Source organism: Laceyella sediminis, assembly GCF_003003125.1.
Classification (GTDB): Bacteria; Bacillota; Bacilli; order Thermoactinomycetales; family Thermoactinomycetaceae; genus Laceyella; species Laceyella tengchongensis.
Genome location: NZ_PVTZ01000006.1, coordinates 55,043 through 71,310, shown reverse-complemented (window position 1 = coordinate 71,310; position 16,268 = coordinate 55,043). Strand labels below are relative to the sequence as shown.

Annotated in this window: 13 protein-coding genes and 1 other annotated feature; of the genes, 7 read left to right on the top strand and 6 right to left on the bottom strand. The window is 47.2% G+C overall.

Translation table 11 applies throughout. The annotated features are described in order from the left end of the window. Window positions 1–178 precede the first annotated feature (178 nt). Window positions 179–1,024 (top strand): DUF2935 domain-containing protein, encoded by an 846-nt coding sequence (locus CLV36_RS08695; RefSeq protein ID WP_106342412.1) that lies wholly within the window; start codon window positions 179–181, stop codon window positions 1,022–1,024. On the opposite strand, the gene CLV36_RS08690 is transcribed toward CLV36_RS08695, so the two are convergent. The 3 genes from CLV36_RS08690 to CLV36_RS08680 are packed head-to-tail and all read right to left on the bottom strand — an operon-like array spanning window position 1,021 to window position 4,780. Next, complete coding sequence (locus tag CLV36_RS08690; RefSeq protein ID WP_181352935.1) at window positions 1,021–2,163, bottom strand: Ger(x)C family spore germination protein; 1,143 nt, start codon at window positions 2,161–2,163, stop codon at window positions 1,021–1,023. The two genes, CLV36_RS08695 and CLV36_RS08690, sit on opposite strands and share 4 nt — an antisense overlap. Then, window positions 2,160–3,260, bottom strand: a complete 1,101-nt coding sequence (locus tag CLV36_RS08685; RefSeq protein ID WP_106342411.1) for a GerAB/ArcD/ProY family transporter — start codon at window positions 3,258–3,260, stop codon at window positions 2,160–2,162. Before CLV36_RS08685 ends, CLV36_RS08690 begins: the two co-directional genes overlap by 4 nt. Further along, window positions 3,260–4,780 carry a spore germination protein gene (locus CLV36_RS08680; protein ID WP_106342410.1) on the bottom strand — a complete coding sequence of 507 codons (1,521 nt, stop codon included), beginning with the start codon at window positions 4,778–4,780 and terminating at the stop codon, window positions 3,260–3,262. Before CLV36_RS08680 ends, CLV36_RS08685 begins: the two co-directional genes overlap by 1 nt. A gap of 199 nt (window positions 4,781–4,979) precedes the next feature. Here CLV36_RS08680 and CLV36_RS08675 point away from each other — a divergent pair, with 199 nt between their 5' ends. Beyond that, on the top strand, window positions 4,980–5,210 hold the full coding sequence (locus CLV36_RS08675; protein ID WP_146130615.1) for a hypothetical protein: 231 nt from the start codon (window positions 4,980–4,982) through the stop codon (window positions 5,208–5,210). A gap of 239 nt (window positions 5,211–5,449) precedes the next feature. Beyond that, window positions 5,450–6,400, top strand: a complete 951-nt coding sequence (locus tag CLV36_RS08670) for an alpha/beta hydrolase (protein WP_106342408.1) — start codon at window positions 5,450–5,452, stop codon at window positions 6,398–6,400. 61 nt (window positions 6,401–6,461) lie between these two features. Here the strand turns inward: CLV36_RS08670 and CLV36_RS08665 are convergent, their stop codons facing one another. Further along, the gene (locus CLV36_RS08665; protein ID WP_106342504.1) at window positions 6,462–7,832 is read right to left on the bottom strand and encodes an amino acid permease; all 1,371 of its coding nucleotides are present in this window, start codon (window positions 7,830–7,832) and stop codon (window positions 6,462–6,464) included. Window positions 7,833–8,033: 201 nt separating this feature from the next. Further along, window positions 8,034–8,284: a binding site (T-box leader), on the bottom strand. Between the two features lie 596 nt (window positions 8,285–8,880). On the opposite strand from CLV36_RS08665, the gene CLV36_RS08655 reads away from it, so the two are divergent. Both CLV36_RS08655 and CLV36_RS08645 read left to right on the top strand, forming a co-directional pair. After that, window positions 8,881–10,035 carry a C39 family peptidase gene (locus CLV36_RS08655; RefSeq protein WP_106342406.1) on the top strand — a complete coding sequence of 385 codons (1,155 nt, stop codon included), beginning with the start codon at window positions 8,881–8,883 and terminating at the stop codon, window positions 10,033–10,035. Between the two features lie 637 nt (window positions 10,036–10,672). Next, window positions 10,673–11,911, top strand: a complete 1,239-nt coding sequence (locus CLV36_RS08645) for a glycosyl hydrolase family 18 protein (protein WP_245888328.1) — start codon at window positions 10,673–10,675, stop codon at window positions 11,909–11,911. 75 nt (window positions 11,912–11,986) lie between these two features. Here CLV36_RS08645 and CLV36_RS17260 read toward each other — a convergent pair whose 3' ends face one another. Together CLV36_RS17260 and CLV36_RS17860 are read right to left on the bottom strand one after the other, a co-directional pair. After that, on the bottom strand, window positions 11,987–12,148 hold the full coding sequence (locus tag CLV36_RS17260; protein WP_181352933.1) for a hypothetical protein: 162 nt from the start codon (window positions 12,146–12,148) through the stop codon (window positions 11,987–11,989). Between the two features lie 62 nt (window positions 12,149–12,210). Then, window positions 12,211–12,339 carry a hypothetical protein gene (locus tag CLV36_RS17860; protein ID WP_022738097.1) on the bottom strand — a complete coding sequence of 43 codons (129 nt, stop codon included), beginning with the start codon at window positions 12,337–12,339 and terminating at the stop codon, window positions 12,211–12,213. A gap of 212 nt (window positions 12,340–12,551) precedes the next feature. Between CLV36_RS17860 and CLV36_RS08640 the strand changes: the two genes are divergently transcribed. Continuing rightward, entirely contained in the window at window positions 12,552–13,604 is a 1,053-nt protein-coding gene (locus CLV36_RS08640) for a coiled-coil domain-containing protein (RefSeq protein ID WP_106342404.1), read from the top strand. Window positions 13,605–14,134: 530 nt separating this feature from the next. Next, window positions 14,135–16,114: an acetate--CoA ligase gene (locus tag CLV36_RS08635; RefSeq protein ID WP_106342403.1), complete on the top strand. Its 1,980-nt coding sequence runs from the start codon at window positions 14,135–14,137 to the stop codon at window positions 16,112–16,114. The last annotated feature ends 154 nt before the right edge of the window (window positions 16,115–16,268 follow it).

The window sequence follows — 16,268 nt, the reverse complement described above, 5'->3', positions numbered from 1 at the left end:
TGTGAGTCGATCCTGTTTTTAATGTCCAAAAAGGGTTTGGCCGCTGTTTAGGAATGCCCCAGAGCCACGCATGTGACTGATCCCCTATGTAGATGCCAGGGGAAGCGACGGGTATGTTTTCATATTTGCGGTCATGCTTCCATATGTTAGTTAAAAAGGTTATGAGTGGGGGAACAATATGTCCTTAACCGTGTGGCAAGAGCATCGTTTTTGGTTACAAATTCTATACGAACACGCGCTGTTTGTGTATGAGAATTTGTCACCGGGCGAAACGGAAGCGGTCACCCAAGCATGCGCTTTTATGCATGAGTTTCGCGAGTTGCTGTCGGAGCTTTCTGGGATGGATCCCCATGCCCCAGTTAATGCGCCCACGAATGTGGAGTTTGCCCAACGGGCGTATGCGGCGGCTTTCCGTTATTGCCAGTTTGAGGAAGGATTGCAAAAGAGGCGAATCAACAACGAGGTGGTACTTTCGCTGTCACCCAGTTATTTTAACGGAACCTTGCTAGAAGCGAAGGAATACATTCGCTTGCTCTCGTACTATGTGAAAGGGATGCAGCCTCCCCATTTACCGTTGTTGTCGCTGTTAAACACGTGGTTGATCGATCAGTTAGGGCATTCCATTCTGTTGATCAATATGCTCGATCCGTTGGAAACGATCGTGGCCACCCGGTCCGAGCGATTTAGAAATCTTTTCAGATCCCTTCTGTCGCAAGCCCAGTCCATGGCTATGTTTCCTTATTCCGAGTCTGAAATTTACCCCCGCCTCGCTTTGTTGGGCCATGAAACGGCAGATGTGGTAAAGCGGTTTTACCGGTATGTGGAGACGGTTACCCGTCTATACCGCAAACGACAAGTGTTGAATAAAACCACGTTAAGGTTTTTGGAGCATCATTTTAGTGAAACAGATTATTTCTTGATCAAACTGAGATACTATTTCCCAGAAATCCAGCTATTGCCGGATGGTGGAAGGCTGTATCAACCGGAAGAAGAGGAAGGAGGACCCCGTCCCGGCGGCCGCTAAAAAGTGATGCCATAGCTTTTGATCGTGACATGGGGAGTTACGCGGATATCGGCCTTGGCCAATGTTTCCGGCCAATTGTTTTGTACCTGTTTCCATATGGGATAATGATATGCCTGCGCTACCCGACCCAAGCCCATCGGATCCAGTCGGTGATGTTGGATTTTGGCTATCAAGCGCTCAAGTTTTTGCTGCAATTGCTTTTCAATAACCTGTTCCAATTTTCTTCTCTCGGTTTTCATGTCGAACGGGAAGGTGCGCTCAGAGAGATTGGCGGTTAAATCCACTTGAAACTCAAAATGAAACCTTCCTTGTGCATAATCGGAGCTGATTTTGTACCGGTTGATTGTAAGGCTCACATTCATCTGGGACATCGTTGGGTCGCTTGGCGCCATGTTGGGCGGAGTCGTAAACGGCAGTTGCAGGGGAGCCGTAAACGGTAGTTGCAGGGGGTACTCCGTTTGGTGCTGAAGCAGGAGCAAAAGCGAGCTTTCGTTTTGATCGAGGGAAGTAGCGTATTTCCCGTCTTTGTTCAGCAGAGCGGTGCCCGTGATTGCGTAATCTTGTCCCCGGATGCGCATTTCCGTGAGATAAGGGGTCACCCGGTTGTCCAACATTTGACCGCGAAAATCAATCACGCGAGTGAGCACGGTCGAACTGACTTGATGGGCCGCATCGATTGTGTCGCGGATGGCGATGCCCAAGCGGCCCTTGTCTTCCATCGAGATGTTTTGCAGATCTTCAAGTGAACCGTCCACAACGAGGGCTCTGGCGTTGATTTCACTTTTGGGATCGCGGAAAATCACGTCCAGAATAGGAAAGGCATTGATTCGTTTCAACATCTGCTTGCTGATGATCAGGTTTTGGATTTTGCCGGCGATGACGTTTCCTTGGCTTTGTGAATTGAGCAGTTTTCTGTTTTGCCGAAACGACAAGGCGGTGGATTGCTCGAAATGCGTTTTTTTACTCGCTTCTTCGTGGAATACGGGTGAGGAATAGACAACGATAATGTTACCCTCATCATCCATATCCAATCCGACACTGAGCGGAATATCGGCGTTTTCCAAATAAAGCTGGTCACCGCAACCAGTAAGGGTCAATAGCGATAGGCAGACGAGAATAGCGTGGCACCAACGCTTCACATCGCTCTCCTCCTTTGGATCAGATGCCGCAGTTGGCTGACCGTCCACAAAAACGCGACAAAACCGAACGCCATAACCAATCCGGCATGGGAAAGCCAATCCAGAAATCGTTCGATCCTTTCATTGGTCATGTCCACAAAAAGGGAACTGACCGCGATGGCCGCCACCATGAAGAGTAACAGAGGATGGTATGCCGACTTGCGCGTCAGCTGCGTCAATCCGCGCAATGCCAAATATAGATAAGGAATGACGGTCATCAACTGAATGATCGTGTAAAAAGAGAGGAATAGGATTTCCAATCTCTCCAAAAAGGCGAACTGGATCGGTTTGAGCAAGGCCAGAGTTGGCCAAATCCACGTTTGTATTTCTTTGTCGCTGAAGATAATGTTTGCCAAGATGATCACAAGCAAGTACACCATCATCGACAAGGTGCTGGCGATCAAAACGCCTTTCGTGGCCTTTTTTTTCTCCTGCAAGTAAGGATACAGGATGAAAGCCATCTCAAATCCGAGAAAGGGGGGAAGTGTCGATTGGACTCCGGTGATAATCGGAAGCCATCCTTCTGCGGCAATGGGCAAGAGATTGAGCCAGTGCGCATCATGAACTGAAAACAGGAGCAACATCGGCATCCATGAGCAGAACAAGTAAACAAAGTCAGAGTAGTGGCCGATGGCGATGATACCGTGCCGGCACAGCATGTACACAGGGATCAGAAAAAGCACATACAACGAAAAGGTGGGGGTGTTTGGCAAAATCCACACCTGGATCAGGAACAGGGTGGCGTAAAATGTAGAGAAAGAAGCGTACAAGCCATACGCCGCCCAAACGAGGGTGAAGGCGCCGCCCAACCATTTCCCGAAATAGATGGGCAAGATGTCAAACAAGGTTTTGTCGGGATGTTTTTTCATTATGTTAATGATCAACAGGCTGAAGACCATGGTGATGAGCCAACCGATAAGGATGGAAATCCAGCTGTCCCTGCCTGCGTATTGCCCCACCTCGCGCGCAATCGACAATACGGCGATCCCAACTTGCGTTTTATAGATGGTGAATGTAAATTGGCTTAGTGACAATCGTCCCTTTTCCGGCATTTCCATCAGTTCTTCCCACTCTTTCTGCTGTGGCCTTGTCTCATGCTTTGCCGGGGATCGGCCGAGATCGGGCGTTTATCCATTTTCCACAAGGGTAATCTGTACCAAGTATCTTTCCAATCGGGAAGACGGATGGGAGCGATCGGGCTACCATAAGGGTATCCCAACGAAGTGGTCGTTACAATGTGGATGGAAAGAATCATCATCCCAATGGCAATACCCACCATTCCGAACATCGAAGCGATGATCATCAGTGGGAAGCGGATCAGGCGGATTGCCGAAGCCATGTCATAGTTAGGGATGATATAGGAAGAGATCGCTGTCAATGCCACGACAATCACCATGACGTTGCTCACAATACCGGCTTGGACCGCCGCCTGCCCGATGACGATCCCCCCGACCACCCCGATGGTTTGCCCGATTGGTGATGGAAGTCGCACACCAGCTTCCCGGATCATTTCAATGGTCACTTCCATGATGAATGCTTCCAACAAAGGAGGAAATGGAACCCTTTCCCTGGACATGCCGATGGAGATCATCAAGTCGATTGGCAAGATTTCATAGTTAAAAGAGATGGTAGCGATATAAAACGCCGGTAAACTGATAGCGATGAGGAAAGCGAAAAAACGCATGAAACGCAAGAAAGAAGCCAATATCCAACGTAAACTGTAATCGTCCACGTTTTGGAAGAAAGAGGTGAAGTTCATCGGACCCACCAGCGCCACGGGGGAGTTGTCGACGATGAGGACGATGCGCCCTTGCAGCAACTGAGAGACAATCGTGTCCGGCCGCTCTGTCTGCATAAACTGGGGAAAAACGGTAAACCAATGGTCCTCCAAATACTCCTCCAGTTCCCCGGCGTTAATCAGCGCATCAATTTTGATGCGATCGATCCGGTTTTCCAATTCCTTCACCAGTTCTGGTTGGCAAATGTCACGCAAATAGAGGAGGAACACGGTTGTTTGGCTCCGCTCCCCGACGAGGGTTTTTGTTAACATTAACTCTCGGTGGGGCAAGTAACGCCGGATCAAGGCGATATTTAGCCCCACTGTTTCCACCAGACCCTGGTGTCCGCCTTTGAGCGTCGATTCTATTTGAGGTTCTTTGATGGACCGTTGCGGCCATCCTTGTGTGTTAAATATGATCGCCCACGGTTGCCCATCCACCAACAACACGCTTTTCCCTATGAAGATGGATGATTCGATTTGGTCCATGGCGCGTGTAGTCGATGTTTTGTGAATAGGAATGCTGGCGGGGTCAAACGCTGTATTTTCGATCATCAAGGGGCGCAAGATTTGGTCATTGATGGCCGTTTTGTCGACTAGATTTTCTAAGTATACAAGAGCTGCTTTCTGTCCAGAGCTATTTTGCAACTCCTTGATGATTAAGTCGGGGGAAGAAGCAAATCGCTGATTCAAGGCTTCCACATTCTCAGCCAGTTTGGTGGAGACAGAAGTTTCAATTGACTTAACATCCTGTTTTTGTCTGCGCTGTTTTGTTTTTCCGACTCGAAAAAACATCCTCATTCACCTCTATCCGCCATGCGCGAAATGTTCCTATGAAGCATAGTCTTTGTTTTTGTCCGGCTTATTATGAATGTCTTGCTAGAAACAATGGGCAAACGGCTTGTACACAAGGAAACTTTGAGTGTGATGAAAAAGCCACCTCACTCGAGCCAGAGTGAGGTGGCTGTCTTACGGAACCGGCTTAATAGCCGTAGTGATGATGGTGGTGGTGCTTTTTGTGATGGTCGTGTTTTTTGTGGTGATGTTTTTTCTTGCCTTTTTTGTGGAGATCGATGTCGATGTCAATGTAGATGTTGTTTTTGTTGGAGTTTTTGTTTTTGTTTTTGTTCACATTGACATTGACATTCTTCTTGCGGGAATGCTTCTTTTTGTGGTGATGGTCTTCCCAGCAGAAAAAGTGAGCGTCGAACATGCAAATCTCTCCTTTTGAATATGGTATTTAGTAGATTTGATCGGTTGGTTTCGATCAAATCTACCATTGATATATAGATATGTTTTTAAAAGAAAAAGGAGAGGGTGCATGCCGCAGTAAATATGACCAATTTGTGCGCAAAGAAAGAAGATTTCCAGTGTTTCTCGCAAAGGTTCTACACAACTTTTCTAATACTTGCTATGTTAAAAGAGTAATAACTAATACTACATGTAACCGCAAAGAAAGGTTCTGAGAAGATGAAGCCGGTTTCATTTACATTTCCTTCGTCAGATGGTGTAAAAATCCATGTGAACAAATGGATGAGTGGGCCCAAGGCGAAAGGAATTGTCCAGATCGCCCATGGGATGGCGGAGCATTCAGGGCGATATGCCGACTTTGCTGCGGTATTGACCGAGGCTGGATATCATGTCTATGCCAACGATCACCGCGGTCTAGGGAAATCGGCGGGGAGTTGCGAAGTCTTGGGGCATTTTGCCGATGAGAATGGCTGGGAGCTTGCAGTTGACGACATGTACCGTTTAACCAAGTTAATCAAGGACGAAGTTCCCAATCTCCCTCTGTTTTTATTTGGCCACAGCATGGGCTCATTTCTTTCGCGAACCTACATCCAACAGCATGGGGAGGAGCTGGCTGGGCTGATCTTGTCCGGCACGGGGGCAGGTCGGAGGGTGATGAGTTCGTTGGGCATTCTTATCGCCAAAATCGAATGTCGGCTCAGGGGGAAAAGGGCTAGAAGTGTGCTGATGAACGCGCTTTCTTTCGGCAATTTCAATAAGCCGTTTCGACCCGCTCGCACACCGTTTGATTGGTTGAGCCGCGACCCGCAGGAAGTGGACAAGTATGTGCAAGATCCGCTGTGCGGGGAGGTTCCCACCGCCAATTTCTTTTGCGATTTGCTGACAGGGATCAAACAAATGGACGAAGTAGAGGGATTGGCACGCATTCCCAACGAACTGCCCATTTTTCTGCTGTCAGGAGACAAGGACCCAGTTGGCCAAAACGGAAAAGGGGTGCGCAAAACCTATCAGCAATTCAAGCAGATCGGCATCAAAGACGTGGTGCTGAAATTGTATCCGGACGGGCGGCATGAGATGTTAAACGAAACGAACAAAGAAGAAGTGTACCGGGATATTCTCGCTTGGTTGGACACCCGGGTAGCCCGTACATCTGGGCATAGCGAAATGTGAAAAATCGGCATGTGAAAACCTCCGCTAGATGGCAGATCACCAAGCGGAGGTTTTTGTGCCTTTATGAGGTTGCGGCTGGCTTTTCCCGCTTTGTCGCGATTCGTTGTCGCACGTGGTAGCTGACAAATACCAATAGATACCAAACTGGGGCCACGATGAGGGCGATCGCTGTCGAATCGACATAAGCCATTAGGATGACCACAATCCCCAGAAAAGCTAAAGCAAAATAAGAAGAATAAGGATAAAATGGCATGTTGAATGCGGTCGTACGGTTCACTTTGCGAAAGCGCAAGTGGGCGAGCAAGATCAATGCCCAGCTGGTGATCACGGCAACCGTCGCTACAGATGAGATATACAGAAAGACTTTTTCTGGAACAAGGTAGTTCAGTACCACTGCAACGGATAAGAGCAGGGAAGAAAATAGGATGCCCCGTTGCGGTGCATGGGCTTTGTTCAACTTGGTGAATATGCGAGGGGCTTGGCCTTCCAATCCCAAGTGGTATAACATCCGACCAGTGCTGAACAAGCCGCTATTAAAAGCCGACAAAGCGGCGGTAATGACGACGATGTTGAGGATGGTGGCAGTGGCAGGGATGCCGATTTGATCAAAAATCATGACGAATGGGCTGCCTTTTGTGCCGATTTCATTCCAGGGATAGAGCATCAACATGATTGTTAGGGCGCCGACGTAAAAAATCAAGATGCGCCAGATCACTTTATTCACCGCGGCAGGAATGCTTTTGCGCGGGTTTTTCGCTTCTCCGGCTGTCATGCCCACCAGTTCTACCCCGCCGAACGAGAAGAACACCAACACCATGGATAGCAGGAAGCCTTTCCAGCCGTGCGGCATGAAACCGCTATGGGCAAACAGATTGTCTACTCCAGTTGAAGTGGACCCATGCTCGATCGGTCCGAAAATAAGGAACAATCCTCCTCCCATCATGGCCAGAATGGCGAACACTTTGATGGAAGCGAACCAGAATTCAAGCTCCCCAAATGCTTTCACGTGTAACAAGTTGACCAGCGTCATTAGCACCAGAGCGATGAGTGCGGGAACCCATTGCGGCACGCTGGGAAACCAATACTGGAAATAGGTGCCGATCGCTGTCAGTTCGGCCATGCCGACAATAATCCACATAAACCAATAAGTCCATCCTGCTAAGAATCCAGCGAACGGTCCGATGTATCGTCCAGCGTAATGGCTAATAGAGCCAGAGACGGGTTCTGCCAAAGTCATTTCACCCAAGGCGCGCATGATGAAGAAAATGACGACTCCGGCGATGAGATAGGCTAAGGTAATCGCCGGGCCCGTCATTTGGATGGTGGTGGCAGAACCGTAAAACAAGCCTGTGCCGATTGCTCCGCCCAAAGCGATCATATGCATGTGTCGCTCATCCAATCCTCTGCGCAATTGATTGTTATGGCTGTCCATCGATTTCAACCCTCCCGTTTTCATGTAAAATGGAAACCCCCCGCCCGGCAACCAGGCGTAACACGTCTGATTGCTGAGGCGGGGGGACCGCGGTACCACTCAGCTCTTCCACTTCCTCACGGAAAATGGACTCACTCGTCTCACAGCACCGCCAAACGCAAAAACGCCTCAACGATCAAGGGGAAGGGATTTCCCTATGATCGCTGAGGCGACAGGTTCGCGGTACCACTCAGCTTCTCCGTCTACCTCACGGCAGGCGGACTCAACTAGTCTGAAGAGACTCAGCCTGATAACGATGGCCATTCGTCGCATTTTACTGGGGATAAGTTCCCGTTCAAACGCGAAGCTCCGAGGCGAAATTTCAACAAAACGATCGTACAGCCCTTTCAGCCATGGGGCCGTTCTCTGTTGACGAAGTTGTTTTGTTTACTTAACCTCTTCATTGCATGTGAAAATGAAATGCTATTTTGATTTTTAATTTAGATAGAATTATATGAGAGAGGATTGTGTCTGTCAATAAAAAATTTTTGATACCATGGTGAAGATGTTTTTTAAGAGAAGATCACTTCGTCAAACACACCTGTTTTATCAAATCCAAGTTTTTGATACCAGCGAATGGCCGTATGCTTTGCGGTTTTTACAGTGAATGCGTCGCGATGTTGCCGATGGACACGACATGGGATTGATTTGACTGCGCAATGAGACATTAGCCATGCAGATGATGGTGCTAAATGACAGAATGTTTTCTCATATGACAGCCAAGCGAGTGAAATGTGTGGTTTTAGCGGTGCGTAGAATACACCGGCTTGCAGATCAAATCAGAGCATATTTAGTAGCGAATCGTCAGAAAGGAATGGATGAAATGCGGATTACATTTAAGAGATTGGGGCGTTGATTAGTCCTTGTCTTTCATCGCAGTAGGGATATGGCATTTTCTTTATACAGCAAATTAACTTAATGATTTTATATTGCTTTATTTTATCTATTATTATAATTATATAGAAATATAATAATTAAGTGTTTAAAATACATAAAGGAGGGGTCGATTATGAAAAAAATTATGTTTGTTGTTTTTGCATTATCTCTTATTGTTGCTCAATCTTTTTTCGTTAATCAAGGATATGCTGATACGAATATTGCAAAAGAAATCAGTAGAAAAGATGCTCTGAAAGCTAGTAAAAACTTTTTAAAAATGCGAAACGAATGGCAAGGAGCAAAATTAGAGATCTTAACAGATTTATACGACTTTGAAGGAAATCGTGTAGCCTATTATATAGTAGCTGAACAAAATGGGAAAGAATTAGGTAATATGGTTGTAGCCGATTCTACTGATCGTGGTCCAGTTATTGAATTTGGGAATGATCCTTCCTATACAACGGATATCAAAAAAATGCTTGATGAAGGGAAAAACGTATATTATGTTGGACCTTTTCAATTCATGGGTGCTATAGATACAAAGGATTTACAAAGACAGTCAAATGAAAAGAAAAATAAGATTTTAAACAGGTTTAAACAGAAAATAAAAGGAAATACCCAAGTTGTTGAGGAAATAGAAAGAGAACACAAATTTAAGAAAATACCTACGAGTCACAAAGAAAGCAGTGTTGAATGGAATAGCCTTTTAGCAGACGAGAGTGATATTAAGCCATTGGCTATTACTGCAAAAAAATTGGATATTCCAAGAATTAGTCAATATATTAGTGGCGTTTCGTATCCTAATTCCTCATGTGGTCCTACAGCTGCTGCGATGATTACGAATTACTATGATAGCCGTGGTTATAATGTAAGGGGAACCGCTTATTATGGTACTCATGCATCTTTAATCAATCATTTATATAGCGAATTTGGTAGTACGATAATAGGAACAACAGCTGGAGATTTTGCAAATGGATTTGATAGACATTTAGAACATAATACACCTGGAAATTGGACTGTTTCTAGACCTGATGCGGAAGGAAACTTCGGTACTTATAAAGCGCATATTGATGGGAATGCTCCTGTGGCTGTTTTATCAGGTAAAATCTACAGCCCATTAATTGATGAAGAATGGCATTGGTTGGTCGGTTCTGGATATGACAATACTAATGGCTCATATGCATGGTTAATTGATCCGAGTCGTCCGACTAGTTCATATGATCGATATCTAAAATGGGTTGATCATGATCAGGATTGGATGCTTGTATTTTCAGGTTATAACTGGTAAATAAAAATCCCCCCTCAACCAAGCGGGGGGGGATTATGAGAGGATGAAAAAATGATTCTATCTTCAAAGTCGCTTCTATTCATTTCTTATGCGCTGGTGGTTTTAATCACCATATTCATGGCCTATTTTGCAAGTAAAGTTAAAAAGCCATGGTTGGTGGTGATTGCATACTTAGCTACTATTGTGATTGAGTATATTTTTGTAGAGAAACCTATTACATCGCCAAGTGGTATAATCATATTAATATTTTTGAATATCTTAGTGGGAATAACACACCTAGTGACATATTTTATTTTTAGAAAAGACAAATAATGTTGTTACATGACTTGTATTTTGGTAAATACGAAGGCTCGCTCCGTAAAGGAACGGGTTTTTTTATTGTGAAATTCCATTTGATTGTCTGGCGCTTGCGTAACATTTCTTGATCCTGAATCGAAATGCTCTCAATGCTGAGAACCTCAAACGTGTCCAAGTTGTTAGGCAAACTGAATATCCTCGAGGTTATCTGCTCTTTGTTTCTCTCTCGTAATTGGCAAATCGCAACCATAATGGTATAGACAACTATACTAATATACGTTAAACTAATAATATACAGAATATTTGATTGTTTTTGTGGATTGAAAAAGGAGAGATGGAAATGAACATCAAGAATAGGGGGAAACGGGGCGCGGTTATCACTCTTCTCATCGTGGCAATGATTTTCAGTTTGTCGCCGGCAACGTTTACACCCTTGCATGCCTCTGCATCCGGTGATGAAGTGAAGGCACCGCTGAAGAAGGAAAGCGCCAATGAGCCGGCCCGCAGGTATGTGGTTTATGCCAGCACATGGAACACAAGCATTTACGATTTAACGCCCGCTAATATCCCCAATTACATCACCAATGTGAATCTTTCCTTTGCCAGACCAGATACCGCTTATCGAAAAGGTTCATATGAATTCGATCAGGCCGTCGCCGGCTTTGAATTCGTCGAAGGGGCGACCACTTACAACGGACAGAAGAAATTCACTCCCCAACAGGCACGTGACTTGCGTGACAACATCGCGGCCTTAAAAGCGCGCGGCACAGAGGTTTGGGTGTCGGTTGGTGGCTGGGCATATAGCCAAGGTAGCCAATGGGCCAACTTCAGCGCATCGCGTGTGGTTGACCTGGCGCTGGATTTGGGTGCGTCAGGCGTCGACATTGACTGGGAATCCAGTGGCAGTCTTTGCAACAAGCTGGAAGCAGAGCGGTTCAGCTGTACCAAGGATGGTGAGATTGCCTGGATCATCACCAGCCTCTACAATGAAATCCAAGCACGTGGTGCCGATCTGAAGATTTCGATCGCTGGTTGGTCGACCGGAGCTTATTATGTCAAGAGCACGCCGTTTGAAGAAGGGAAAGTGCAGTGGGGTTCGCCGTTTGGCGGAACCATGTATCGCGTGGTAAAGGACCATGGTGACAAGATCGACTTCATCAACCTGATGTCATATGATGCCGGTGATTATTATGATCCGCGTGAAGGGTACGAATCGTATCGGGCCATCTATGACGGTCCCATCAATATCGGCATGGAAATCGCCCCCGAAGGCTCCGGCGGAGCAGTACTTGAAGTGGAGGCGCCGCCTGGTACCGTCTACGATGCGGAAATGCTCACAGGCCAGAACAATATCGCTACCCGATACTACAACGTCGAAACGATGGTCAAGTACATTAAGTATAAAGGTAAAGCCAATGACGGCTTTATGCTCTGGCAGCTCTGGAAACAACGCGTCCATCAACCGGCGCCGAGCGGGGCGGCCACCGAAAATAGCGCAGGCCAATACGTTTGCCGCAACCTTCCCTTGGCAGGGGACTGCAATCAAACCATTCCCAACCTGCCAAAGCTAATTCCTTAATAACTACTGAAAACGGTGACAAAGGCGAGTTTATGCTCGCCTTTGTTTCGTTTGGGGCAAGGATGCGCGCGCCTGTCAAGGTAGATCGAGCGGAGGCGGTTCCTCTGGTGGAGTGAGCAGGTTGGGAGGGATTGGCTCTATAGGTGTGGGAGTGCTGTCCGGCAAGCGTTTAAGCGGGTCTGGCAACTCTGTTTCCCTGTTGTCGGTCAGCGGTTCGTTCTTGTTCGTCCGTTTCATTTATTCAACCTCCTTTAACAGTCAAAGCCAAGCGTTCGGCATAGTTGATTGCTGTACCTTGTTCATTTCATGCGGGTAATGAGCCACCCGGCCACAATGAAGAACAGGGGAATTCCCACTAAGTTTAGCAGGAAGGCATAGATCGTGGCTGACGGCACTTGCGTTGCATCAAAAAAATAGGACAGGTCCATATGGATCACCTTTCTGCCTAGGGGTGAAAAGCTGGTTTATAGTATATTATTGGCCAGTCAAGGTTGTTTTTAGTGATGGACGGAAGGCCAATTCAATTTATATGAGACACTTTACAAACATGTGTTCGCATGTTAGAATAAAAACATAAGTGCGAGACATGAAAGCTCTTGCGGCGGATGAATTTCACTTCTGAACAAAAAGGAGAATCCAGATGCGTAAAGTCACCGAGAAAGACACCAAAGCGACGATCCTGAAGGCTCTCCGTGAAGCGGAGAAGAAAATTGCTGAGTTGGAGAAAGGAAAGCTAGATCCGGTTGCGGAAACGACGGCGAAAAAAACGGCGGAAACGATCGCCAAAGCTAACAACATTGTGGAAGGGAACATTGAAGAGAAAATCACCGATCTGTCAAAATCGGTCACTAGCTTGCTTGGCAAAATCAGTGATGACATCAAGACGCAAACGGCCAATCTCCAGACCGTCAAAGAAGCGATCGCCATCAAAGAGGCGGAGCTCAAGGAATTGTTCGGAATTGAAAAGCAGGCTCACACCCTCGCTGGGCTGGTCAACGCCCATCAAGAGTTGAAGCTGGAACAAGAAAAAGAATTGGTTGAGGCCAAAGAGAAAGCAACGGCCGAATTGAACGAGATCACGAACAAAATTAAGTCGGCGCGTGAAGAATACGAGGCGCTGATCAAAGAGCAAAAAGAGAAACTGACCCAAAGCCAGAAGCGTGAACAAGAAGAATTCAAATACGACTTTGAAAGACATAAGAAACAAGCGTATGACCAACTTGAGGATGAGTTGGCGAGCAAACGCAAAGCATTTAACTTGGAACTCGAACAGAAAAACGCTGAGTTGAGTACATATAAAAAATCGCTGGAAGAGCGTGAAAGCGAAATCGCAAAACGGGAGAAGAAGATGGATCAGCTTGAAGCCGAAGTGGCTGCCATTCCCGACAAAATCGCAGAGGTCAAGAAAGAAGCTTCAGCAAAAGCCGACGCCGAAATCAAAAAAGTTCTGGCCATCCGCGAAAATGTTCTCAAAAAGGAAGTGGAAGCCGACAGACGCATTCTGGAAACAGAGCGCGACAATTTAAAAGCACAGCTTGATACGGCGAATGAAACCATTTTGAATTTGCAAGCGAAATTGGATGAAGCGTATAAGCGGATTCAAGAGATGGGTATTCAAATGGTGTCAAGCTCAAACGAATCCAAAGCGTTTGATAAGATTGCCGCACTGGTTGCCGATAAAAACAACAAGTGATGTAATCTGAAACAACGCTTTCCCATAAGATTGTTTTATCTGAATCCTCTCTCAGTATCCGGCCGGAGGTACCTGTTGTGCACCCGGCCTCTTTTTTGCCGACTGTTGCGTCGGCAATAAGTGGCCCTGGATGGAGGTAAGGCACGATGTCAGGATGGCTCTTCGGGTTCCATTTGTAATAAAATAAGGTTGTGGAACCTAAATCGATCATGAATGATTAGGTTCCCTGGATGTTAGTCAACTAGTTTTGAGTGAGCTTGTTGTAATTGGGCAAAAAGACCACTGGACATGGAAGGTGTCAGTTTGAGGCTTGCTGCGTACCCTATCCTCATTCGGTGATCGGGGAGTTACTCGGCAATAGAAATCTGAAGGTTCTATCAATTATTATTCTAGCTGTATTCCTCCTTCGCACCGGATGGCTGCGGTTGGGAAGCACGGACTTTGATGTAAGGGCTTTCAAGAAGGTTTTCGCCGGTCATCGGATGGGGCGGCAATCCAAAAAGAATCAATGCATTCATTGGAGGGATGGAATGGTGAATCGTGACATCAAAGGCATGCGGGATGTTGTGCAAAATAGCCGTTTAGTTCAACCCAACCCGGAAAAAGTACGAGCGACGCAGCTGGGAAGTATGGACGCTTTCCGCGAGCTGTTGGAGAGTTCATGGGAGAATCCCGCCGCTTTTTGGGATCAAGTGGCACGTGAATTGCATTGGTTTGAGCCGTGGACTGACACCATGTCGGGAGACTTTGCCGATTTTCGTTTTTTTACCGGTGGGGTCAGCAACCCCTGTTACAACTTATTGGACAGGCATGTCCAAGCGGGAGCCGGAAATAGGACAGCCTTGATTTGGGAAGGGGAAGACGGACCGGTCCGTTTTTATACTTATCAGATGCTTTTGGCTGAAGTGAACCGTTTTGCTAATGTGTTGAAGGAGTTTGGCGTGAAAAAAGGGGATCCGGTGGCCATTTATCTGCCTAACCTGCCGGAAGCCGTGATTGCTGTGTTAGCCTGTTTCCGTTTGGGGGCGGTGTATAACGCCGTTTTTTCCGGATTTTCTACCGAGGCGCTCAAAGACCGACTCATCCATTTTGAACCGAAGTTGATCATTACCGCTGACGCTTCTTTACGCAGGGGAAAACGCATTCCGTTGAAAGACAAGATGGATCAAGTGGTTCCAGCGGTCAACGGCGTTCAGGCGGTGATTGTCGTCAATCGGTTGAACCAGCCCGTGCACATGCAAGCAGGACGGGATTACTGGTGGCACGAGCTTGTGAAAGGAGCAAGCAATCAATGTGAACCGACAGGGGTAGAAGCCAATGAGCCGGGCATTGTTTTTTACACCAGCGGGACGACGGGAAACCCCAAAGGGGTGGTTCACGCTGGCATGGCCTTTGTAGTGCAAAATTACATTTACGCCAAATATCATATGGATCATCGCCAAGATGATGTCTTCTGGTGCACTGCGGACATCGGCTGGTTGACGATGCACATTTGGGGAATTGTCGGTGCGTTGGCTAATGGGGTCACAACTGTGGTGTATGAAGGGGCGCCAAACTATCCCGAAGCGGACCGTTTTTATCAGATTATTGATCGCTATCGCATCAATAAGCTGTTCACTGCGCCGACGGCATTGCGTATGCTAAAAAGCCTTGGAAATGAAGCGTTGGCGCCTTATGACTTGTCGTGTCTCGATGTTATCGCGTTGGTCGGGGAGCCGTTCGATCCAGAGACATGGCATTGGACGCGCGAGGTTTTGGGGAGAAACAACGTTTATGTCAATAACACATGGGGACAGACAGAAGTGGCCGGATGCCCTATCGCCGGGGCCGCTTGGTTGACCCCCATGAAGCCAGGTTCGGCTGGAATTCAATTTTTGGGCGCGGCCATGGATGTGGTTGATGACAATGGCCAGCCGGTGCCTGCAGGGGTGCTGGGAAACTTAGTTATGCGCCGGCCGATGCCTATGCTGTGCCGGACGCTTTGGAAACAGCCTGAGCGCTACAAAGAGGCTTATTTCAGCCAAGTGCAAGGCTGTTATTTCGCCAGCGACATCGCGTTAAAAGATGAGGATGGGCATTTCTGGGTGGTGGGCCGCTCTGATGATGCCTTCAACGTCGCTGGTCACCGCCTCAGCACCATGGAAATGGAGAGTGCAGTATTGGCCTGCGCGGATGTTTCCGAGGCAGCCGTCATCGGCGTACCCGATAAAATCAAAGGGGAGATCCCGATCGTGTTTGCCAAAGCAAACCAGGACATCCCTGCGGAGGAAGACCGATTGAGACAGGAAATAAGCCAACGGATCATTGACAAAATTGGGGAGATCGCCAAGCCTGGCCAGGTGGTGTTCCTCGATGAAATGCCAAAAACCGTCAGCGGTAAAATTATGCGTCGCCTATTAAAAGAATTGTGGGTTCATGGCGAAGTGGCCGGGGATGTGACCGGTTTGGAAGATCCGCAGGTGTTGGAAGGGGTGAAGGCGAGCATCGCCAAGATCAAAACAGGTAGCTAACCATGAAACATTCCCCCGTGGTACACGGTGGGAGCGGGACCGCTGGCCTTGATGAGGCTGGCGGTCTTTTTTCGAATCAAGGTTCCATAGGGAACATTCATTGGGTCTGTCTGCGATACTCACCTATGAAGGGCGGTCATAATTGGGCTAAAAA